General features: G+C 67.7%; 8 protein-coding genes and 1 pseudogene. 4 read left to right on the top strand and 5 right to left on the bottom strand.

Features of this window, described 5'->3' with window-relative positions; genetic code table 11:
* Positions 1-332 (bottom strand): annotated as a pseudogene (locus GH736_RS12200) (SAM-dependent methyltransferase); the annotation flags it as partial.
* Positions 333-463: 131 nt separating this feature from the next.
* Between GH736_RS12200 and groES the strand changes: the two are divergent.
* The 3 genes from groES (at position 464) to GH736_RS12215 (ending at position 3,420) form a co-directional block, all read left to right on the top strand.
* Positions 464-760 (top strand): co-chaperone GroES, encoded by a 297-nt coding sequence (gene groES / locus GH736_RS12205; RefSeq protein WP_159603609.1) that lies wholly within the window; start codon positions 464-466, stop codon positions 758-760.
* Positions 761-968: 208 nt separating this feature from the next.
* Complete coding sequence (gene rarD, locus GH736_RS12210; protein WP_235934115.1) at positions 969-1,883, top strand: EamA family transporter RarD; 915 nt, start codon at positions 969-971, stop codon at positions 1,881-1,883.
* 241 nt (positions 1,884-2,124) lie between these two features.
* Positions 2,125-3,420 carry an ABC transporter substrate-binding protein gene (locus tag GH736_RS12215; protein ID WP_159603613.1) on the top strand — a complete coding sequence of 432 codons (1,296 nt, stop codon included), beginning with the start codon at positions 2,125-2,127 and terminating at the stop codon, positions 3,418-3,420.
* Positions 3,421-3,846: 426 nt separating this feature from the next.
* On the opposite strand, the gene GH736_RS12220 is transcribed toward GH736_RS12215, so the two are convergent.
* The 4 genes from GH736_RS12220 to GH736_RS12235 are packed head-to-tail and all read right to left on the bottom strand — an operon-like array spanning position 3,847 to position 7,715.
* On the bottom strand, positions 3,847-4,614 hold the full coding sequence (locus GH736_RS12220; RefSeq protein WP_159603615.1) for an ABC transporter ATP-binding protein: 768 nt from the start codon (positions 4,612-4,614) through the stop codon (positions 3,847-3,849).
* Positions 4,601-5,512 (bottom strand): ABC transporter ATP-binding protein, encoded by a 912-nt coding sequence (locus GH736_RS12225; RefSeq protein ID WP_159603617.1) that lies wholly within the window; start codon positions 5,510-5,512, stop codon positions 4,601-4,603. The genes GH736_RS12220 and GH736_RS12225 overlap by 14 nt, the downstream gene beginning before the upstream one ends.
* Positions 5,502-6,482 carry a branched-chain amino acid ABC transporter permease gene (locus tag GH736_RS12230; RefSeq protein WP_159603623.1) on the bottom strand — a complete coding sequence of 327 codons (981 nt, stop codon included), beginning with the start codon at positions 6,480-6,482 and terminating at the stop codon, positions 5,502-5,504. The genes GH736_RS12225 and GH736_RS12230 overlap by 11 nt, the downstream gene beginning before the upstream one ends.
* A gap of 15 nt (positions 6,483-6,497) precedes the next feature.
* Entirely contained in the window at positions 6,498-7,715 is a 1,218-nt protein-coding gene (locus tag GH736_RS12235) for a branched-chain amino acid ABC transporter permease (RefSeq protein ID WP_235934118.1), read from the bottom strand.
* A gap of 341 nt (positions 7,716-8,056) precedes the next feature.
* Between GH736_RS12235 and guaB the strand changes: the two genes are divergently transcribed.
* On the top strand, positions 8,057-8,962 hold a 906-nt coding region (guaB, locus tag GH736_RS12240; RefSeq protein ID WP_159603621.1), incomplete at its 3' end, for an IMP dehydrogenase.

The following is an 8,962-nucleotide window of genomic DNA, read 5'->3' on the forward strand; positions in this document are numbered from 1 at the left end:
CCGCCGATGCCGCAGCCGAGGTCGGCCACGTGACCGACGCCGGCGCGGGCGAACCTGCCCGCGTGGAGTGCGGCCACCTTGAGGCGCGTCGCCTGCTCGAGGCCGGCCTCCGTGAAGAGCATGCGTGAGGCGAACTCGCCGAACTTGACGCTCGCGCGGGACCTGAGCCTCGACTGGCTGAGCACGGTGGCCACGAGCCCGGGGGAGTGGCCGGCCCGGCGCAGCTCCGCGACGACGCGGACGATGTCGGCCTTGGCGTCCCAGTCGGGAAGCGAGTCGAGCAGCCGGAGGCCCTCGGGAGAGAGCAGTTCGACGAGCTCGGCGCGTTCCACCCGGCCACGCTAGCACCCCGTTCCGGCGGACTGGCACTCACGTTGCATGAGTGCCAAATCGGGCCTAGACTCGGTTTAGCACTCTCGCTGTGAGGCTGCTAACCAGTCTTCCGTCAAGAAAGAGGTCAACCGTGTCGGTTTCCATCAAGCCGCTCGAGGATCGCATCGTCATCAAGCAGGTCGACGCAGAGCAGACCACCGCGTCGGGTCTCGTGATCCCCGACACCGCCAAGGAGAAGCCCCAGGAGGGCGAGGTCGTGGCAGTGGGCCCCGGCCGCATCGACGACAACGGCAACCGCGTCCCGCTCGACGTGGCCGTCGGCGACAAGGTCATCTACTCGAAGTACGGCGGCACCGAGGTCAAGTTCGGCGGCGAGGAGCTCCTCGTGCTCTCGGCGCGCGACGTGCTCGCCGTCGTCGTCCGCTAGTCGACACGCACGCTCAGGGGCCCGGATGCCATGCGGCATCCGGGCTTCTGTCGTCTCCGGATGCCGCGACCCCGAGCCGGCGACGACAGGATCCCGTCGCCGGGTGGCAGCCGATGGGCGGATGCCGGAACGCGCCCGGCGTAGGGTGGATCGAGTGTCGTCACGATCGGAACCCAGCACGCCCGCCCCGGCCGCGCACCATGCTCCGGTGAGCCGATCGGGGCTCGCGTTCGCGGTCAGCGCGTACGTGCTGTGGGGATTCCTCCCGATCTACTTCATCGCGCTGGTGCCCTCGGGCCCGATCGAGATCGTGGCGTGGCGAGTGCTCTTCTCGCTCGTCTTCTGCGCCCTGCTCATCACGGTCACCCGGGCCTGGCGTGCGCTCGGCGTGCTGTTCCGCGACCGGCGCATCGTGCTCACGATGGGCCTGGCCGGGCTCCTCATCTTCATCAACTGGCAGACCTACGTGTTCGCCGCGACGACGAACCAGGTGGTCGAGGCGGCCCTCGGCTACTTCATCAACCCGATCGTCACGGTCTTCCTGGGCGTCCTCGTGCAGCGCGAGCGCCTGAACGTCACGCAGTGGGTCGCCGTGGGCATCTCGATCCTCGCGGTCGTCGTGCTCGCGGTCGGCTACGGACAGCTGCCGTGGATCGCCCTCGTGCTGGCGTTCTCCTTCGGGTTCTACGGCCTCATCAAGAAGCGCGTCGGGCCGAGGGTCGATGCGGTGTCGGGCCTCACGCTGGAGACCGTGTGGCTCGCGCCGCTCGCGATCGTGCAGCTCGTGTTCGTGGCACTGACCACCGGGCTCACCATCGGCACCGTCAACGCGTGGCACACCGTGCTGCTGATCGGCCTCGGCGCCGTCACGGCGGTGCCGCTCCTGCTCTTCGCGGCGGCTTCGCGGCGACTGCCGCTCATCTACATGGGGTTCATCCAGTACTTCGCGCCGTTCATCCAGTTCCTCGTGGGCGTGGTCGTGCTCCAGGAACCCATGCCCCCCGAGCGGTGGGTCGGGTTCGCGCTCGTGTGGGTCGCGCTCGTCGTGCTCACCGTCGACCTCGTGCGCGGCGCCCGTTCGTCGCGACGGACGGCGGCCGAGGTGCTCGAGGAGCCCATCTGAGCCGTGGGCGCTGCGGTCGCCCACGAGATGGGGGTCACGCGCGATCCGCGCGTGAAGTCCGCCGCACACGACGATTTGCTGCGCGCCGGTATGGGAAGGTGTCGGCAAGGTAACGATTCCTGCGGTGTTACACGGTTGTGACCGCGGCGACTTGTTTCGGCCTTGGGCGCACCATAGTGTCAAAACACGGCGTCACCAGACGCTGATTTTGTGTACCAATCCTTCAGTCCCAAGGAGCAACATGAGCGTATTCGCGAAGGCCACGGCCTCGCGCTCGGCTCGCGCAGCATGGACGGGGGTCGCCCTCGCCGGCGTCAGTGCCCTCCTCCTCACGGCGTGCAGTTCGGGTGCCCCGGCCCCCGCCGAGTCGGATGAACCGACCAAGGCCGCCGCCGGCGACGCCCTGCCCATCGAGGCAGGTGAGCGCGACCTGACTCTCAAGATCGGCACGATCCTTCCGCAGAGTGGAACGCTCGCGTTCCTCGGCCCGCCCGAGGAGGCCGGCGTCGCGCTCGCCGCCAAGGAGATCAACGAGGCCGACATGGGGCTCAACATCGAGGTCGTCTACCGCGACTCCGGTGACACCACGACGGACATCGCGACCGTCTCGGTGACCGACCTCCTCTCGCAGGATGTCTCGGCCATCGTCGGTGCCGCCTCGTCCGGTGTCTCGTTCACGGTCATCGACCAGATCAGCTCTGCCGGTGTCGTGCAGTTCTCGCCGGCGAACACGTCGCCCGACTTCACCGACTACGAGGACAACGGCCTGTACTTCCGTACCGCGCCGTCCGACCTCCTCCAGGGCGAGGTGCTCGGCAACCAGATCGCCGAGGACGGCGCGTCCACGCTGGGCCTGCTCGTCCTGAACGACCCCTACGGCACGGGCCTCGCGGCCGCGACCAAGGAGTCGTTCGAGGCTGCCGGCGGCGAGGTCGTCGCCGAGGAGCTCTTCAACACGGGCGACTCGAACTTCGACGCGCAGCTCTCGGCCATCAAGGCCGCGAACCCCGACGCCGTGGCGGTCATCACCTTCGATGAGGCCAAGGTCGTCGTCCCCGCCCTCGTGGGCTCCGGTTACCCCGGCGACCAGCTGTACTTCGTCGACGGCAACCTGTCCGACTACAGCGCGGACTTCGCGCCCGGCCTCATCGCCGGCTCGAAGGGCACGCTGCCCGGCCCGAAGCTGGAAGACGACTTCCGGGAGCGCATGCTCGCGGTCAACCCCGACCTCGCGGACTTCAGCTACGGCCCCGAGTCGTACGACGCGACCATGCTGATCGCCCTTGCGGCGTACGCGGCGAACAGCACCGAGGGTGCCGACATCGCCAAGTACCTCCGCCAGGTGTCGGGCGGCACGGGTGATGGCGAGGTGGTGACCGACTTCACGGCCGGCGCGACGCAGCTGCAGGAGGGCAACCAGATCAACTACGACGGCCCCTCCGGCCCGATCACGCTCGATGAGCACGGTGACCCCACCGAGGCGACCATCGGCGTCTACGAGTACGGCGACGACAACAAGTACACGCGCATCAACTAGTACGCGTCTCGCACGGAAGGGCCCCGGCTTCGGCTGGGGCCCTTTCGCGTGCCCGCCGGCGACCAGCACATCCGGTACCTCGAGTACCCGGCCGAGCGCTTCTCGGTCGCTGACTCCGGCTTCGCCGCCGTGCTCGTGGAGCTCACGGTCTTCCGCGGCCGATCGGCCGAGGCGAGGCATTTCCCCTTCGGCTCGATCGCGCGTCAGCTCGCCGCGCTCGGCGTCTCGACGGACGACCTGATCGTCGTCCTCCACGAGCCACCACGAGCTGCCGCTCGAGAACTGGGGCCTGCACGGGCGCTCCGCGGCGGAGGTGGACCTCGGCTTCGACCTGGACGTCTGAGGCATCCCGTCACGAGGCGTGCAGCCGCCGGGAACGACGAAGGGGCGGATGCCGCAGCATCCGCCCCTTCGTGGAGTGGTGACTCAGTCCTGCCCGAGCGTGCCCAGGTACAGGCCGATGACCTTCGGGTCGTTCAGCAAGTCGCGGCCCGTGCCGGTGTAGGCGTCGTGCCCCTGGTCGAGCACGTAGCCGCGGTCGCAGATCTGCAGGCAGCGACGCGCGTTCTGCTCGACCATGATGGTCGTGACGCCTGCCCGGTTGATCTCCTTGACGCGCAGGAACGCCTCGTCCTGCCGGACGGGGGAGAGGCCTGCCGACGGCTCGTCGAGGAGCATGACATGCGGGCCCATCATCAGGGCACGCGACATGGCGACCATCTGCCGCTCACCGCCCGACAGCGAGCCGGCACGCTGGCCGAGCCGCTTGCCGAGCTCGGGGAAGATCTCGGTCACGAACTCCAGCCGCTCCTTGACGCCCTTGGGCTTCTGGAACATGCCCATCTCCAGGTTCTCCTGGATGGTGAGCGACGGGAACACGTTGTTCGTCTGCGGCACGAACCCGACGCCCTTGGCGACCAGCTTGTTCGCCTTGAGGTTCGTGATCTCCTCGCCGTTGAGCTTGATCGTGCCCTCGCGGACCTTCACGAGCCCGAAGATCGACTTGAGCAGCGTCGACTTGCCGGCGCCGTTCGGGCCGATGATGCCGATGAGCTCGCCCTGGCGGGCGATCAGGGAGCACGCGTTGAGGATGTTCACGCCGGGAAGGTAACCGGCCGTGATGGCGTCGACCTCGACGACGGTGTCGGCCACAGGGTCGAGCACCGCGCCGGCGGCGGGTTCACTGTTCGTCATCGATGAGCTCCTTCAGTACCTCGACATGCTCGGTGTCGATGCCGATGTCCGTATCGTGGTGGGCGCCGAGGTAGGCGTCGATCACGGCGGGATCCTGCATCACGGTGTGCGGGTCGCCCTCCGCGACGATCTTTCCCTCGGCCATCACGATCACCCAGTCGGCGATGTGGCGCACCATGTGCATGTCGTGCTCGACGAAGAGCACCGACATGCCCTGGGACTTCAGGTCGAGGATGTGCTCGAGCAACGATTGCGTGAGCGCCGGGTTGACGCCCGCCATCGGCTCGTCGAGCATCACGAGCGTGGGATCGCTCATGAGCGCCCGGGCCATCTCGAGGAGCTTGCGCTGGCCGCCGGAGAGGCTCGCCGCATAGTCCTCGCGCTTGGTGTCGAGCTTGAACCGGGTGAGGAGCTCGACCGCCTTCTCCTCGATCTCGTCCTCCTGCTTGCGCCACAGGAACGGCAGCACCGAGCGGAACAGGTTCTCACCGCCCTGGCCCTTGGCCCCGAGCTTCATGTTGTCCATGACGGTGAGGAGGCCGAGCGCCTTCGTGAGCTGGAAGGTGCGAATGAGGCCCATGCGCGCGACCCGGTAGGCGGGGACGTGCGCGAGCGAGCGGCCGTCGAACTCCCAACTGCCCTCGTCGGGCTTGTCGAAGCCCGTGAGCAGGTTGAAGAAGGTGGTCTTGCCGGCGCCGTTCGGGCCGATGAGGGCCGTGATCGCGCCGCGCGGGATCTCGACGTGGGCGACATCGACGGCCGTGAGGCCGCCGAAGGTGCGCTTCACGCTGTCGGCGGTGAGGATCGGGTCCACCTTGCGGACACCCGGCCCGGCCTCGCCGACGTGGAGGCCGGTGCTCTTCACCGGCTTGGACGTGGGAGTGACATCACTTGACAAAGGCCAGCTCCTTCTTGTTTCCGAAGATGCCCTGGGGCCTGAAGACCACGATCAACATGATCGCGATGCCGACGAGGATGAACCGGAGCTGCCCGGCCTGCACCTGCGTCATGAACGGGAACCAGCCCGCCTCCACGGCCCGGGCCATGAAGCCCGAGAAGAAGGAGAGCAGCACCCAGAAGATCATCGAGCCGACGATCGGCCCGAGGATCGTGGCGGCCCCGCCGAGGAGCAGGATCGCGTAGATGAAGAACGTGAGCGACGTCTGGTAGTTCGCCGGCACCACCGCTCGGGGCAGGACGAAGATCATGCCGGCGAGGGTGCCGTAGACGCCACCGAGGATGAGGCTCTGCATCTTGTACGAGTAGACGTTCTTGCCGAGCGCGCGCACGGCGTCCTCGTCCTCGCGGATGCCCTTGATGACGCGGCCCCACGGGCTGCGGATGATCAGCCATGTGAGCAGCGCGAACACGATGACGAGCGTCCAGCCGACGATCCGGATCCACCAGTCGTACGCGTTGTACGTGAATGGGCCGAAGCCGTAGGTGCCCGGGGGGATCGGGTTCAGGTCGGCGAAGCCGCCCTTGTATCCCTGCAGGCCGCTCGCCGAGCCGGTGAGCGAGTCGAACGTGTTCGTCGTGAAGACGAGCCGCAGGATCTCGGCCGCGGCGATCGTGACGATCGCGAGGTAGTCGGCGCGGAGCCGCAGGGTCGGGATACCGAGGATCAGCGCGAAGATCACGGATGCCCCGACGCCGACGAGCACGGACGCCCACACGGGGAATCCGAACGACAGCGTCGAGATGGCGAACCCGTAGGCACCGAGGGCCATGAAGCCCGCCTGACCGAAGTTCAGGAGGCCCGTGTACCCGAAGTGGATCGCCAGGCCGAGGGCGGCGAGGGCGTAGGCGGCGGTCGTGGGGCTGATGAGCTCCTGCGCCGCGTTGGAGAAGATCGCAATCCAGTCGATCATGGTCGGTCCTCCTTAGCCGATTCTCTCGCGGCGACCGAGGATGCCCTGCGGTCGGAACAGCAGCACGAGGATCAGCACGATCAGCGCGCCCACGTACTTCATGTCGGAAGGCAGCCACAGCGTCGACAGCTCGATGAAGAGGCCGACGATGATCGACCCGACGAGCGCGCCGAACGCGGTGCCCAGGCCACCGAGGGTGACCGCGGCGAACACGAGCAGCAGGATCTGGAAGCCCATGTCCCAGCTCACGCCGGGCCGGAAGTAGGCCCAGAGGATGCCGGAGAGGCCCGCCAGCGCGCCGCCCGCGATCCAGACGATGCGGATCACGCGGTCGACGTCGATGCCGCTCGCTGCGGCGAGGCTCGGGTTGTCGGACACCGCTCGCGTCGCCTTGCCGATGCGCGTGCGCAGCAGGAAGAACGCGAAGGCCGCCAGCACCACGATCGAGGTCGCCATGCTTGCGACGTCGATCCACGACAGCGTCACCGGTCCGAGGTGGATGTCGGACGGGATCGTCGCCCCCGGCAGCTGCCTCGTCGCTCCGCCGTAGAAGAACTGGTACGTGTACCGCAGCGCGAGCGAGAGGCCGATGCTGACGATCATGAGCGGGATGAGGCCCACCCCTCGCCGTCGCAGCGGCTTCCAGATCGTCGCGTCGAGCGTGAATCCGAGCGCGGCGCTCAGCACGATGGCGATGATGATCGCGAGCCAGATCGGCAGCGCGAGGTCGACGCCGAAGGTGAGCACCATCAGGCCGCCGAACGTGATCATCTCGGCGTGCGCGAAGTTCGAGAGCCCGGTCGTGCCGAAGATCAGCGACAGGCCGATCGCCGCGAGCGCGAGCAGGAGCCCGAAGTTGAGGCCGTTGATCACGCGGATCAGCACCTGCGCGCCGATGTCGGTCGTGGTGCGCTGGCCCTCGCCGAGGAAGAAGTTCACCGCCTTCAGCTTCGTGAGGCCGAACTCGGCGTCGACGGTGCTCTGGCCCTCCTTGACGACGACACCCTCGGGCAGGGTGTCCTCGTTGAGGGTCAGCTTGTACTCGCCCTTCTCGGGCACGCCGAGGCGCCACTTGCCCTCGGCGTCGGTCTCGGTCTCGGCGTCGTATCCGTTGCCTTCGACGCTGATCTCGACGCCGCGCAGCGGCTTGTCGTCGAACGTGACGTTGCCCACGAAGAAGTACTCGAACTCCTCGGCTTCCGTCGTCGCCGCACTCCCGGCCTCCGCCATCGCAGGGGACGCTGCGATGCCGGACAGAGTGAGTGCGGAGAGAAGGATTCCGAAGAGGATGAGCCACCTCCCGCGTGAACGTCGTGCGACTGTTTGCGTGGGTTCCACTGCACCTCCAAGGGTCCCGGCCGGCTGTTGGCCGTCTCGGGTCCGGGTCTTCCCCGTCGACGTCGTCGTCGACAGTACGTGCCGATTATGTCCCATGTGTTTCACGCACGGAGACAATGGCCCTCGATTGTTATCCGGGGAATGCCCGTCGTGCAAACTCGCTTAACATTGATGCATCCCGTCGCGACCCTCGCCGTGCGGGCGCGTACCCAGACTCGGAACGAAGGGGAGACATGGATCAGGCAGATCCGTTCGGATTCACAGGGCTGACCTACGACGACGTCCTGCTCCTGCCAGGTCACACCGATGTGATCCCCAGCGAGGCGGACACCACGTCGCGTCTCACCCGCCGCATCCAGGTGGCGACACCGCTGCTGTCCGCAGCGATGGACACCGTCACCGAGGCGCGCATGGCCATCGCCATGGCGCGACAGGGCGGCATCGGCATCCTGCACCGCAATCTCTCGATCGCCGAGCAGGCCGACATGGTCGACCGGGTCAAGCGCAGCGAGTCGGGCATGGTCTCCAATCCGGTGACGACGACCCCCGATGCGACCGTCGCCGAGGTCGACCACCTGTGCGCGACCTACCGGGTGAGCGGCCTGCCGGTCGTCGACGGCGACGGCGTGCTCGTCGGCATCATCACGAACCGCGACATGCGCTTCGTCTCCGATTTCGAGAAGCCGTCGACGCTCGTGCGCGACGTCATGACCAAGATGCCGCTGATCACCGGTCGCGTGGGCATGGACCCCGACGAGGCGATCGCCATCTTCGCGCAGCACAAGGTCGAGAAGCTGCCGCTCGTCGACGGCGCCGGCCGCCTGACGGGCCTCATCACCGTGAAGGACTTCGACAAGTCGGAGCAGTACCCCGACGCCACGAAGGACGCAGAGGGTCGCCTCCGCGTCGGCGCGGCGATGGGGTTCTTCGGCGACGCGTGGGAGCGCGCCGAGGCACTCCGCGACGCGGGCGTCGACGTGCTCGTGGTGGACACCGCCAACGGTGAGAGCGCGGGCGTGCTCGACATCATCCGCCGGCTCAAGTCCGACCCCACGTTCGCGCACATCGACGTGATCGGCGGCAACGTCGCGACGCGCGAGGGCGCGCAGGCGCTCGTCGACGCGGGCGCCGACGCCGTC

Origin of the sequence: Agromyces humi (assembly GCF_009720255.1) — a bacterium.
GTDB lineage: Bacteria > Actinomycetota > Actinomycetes > Actinomycetales > Microbacteriaceae > Agromyces > Agromyces humi.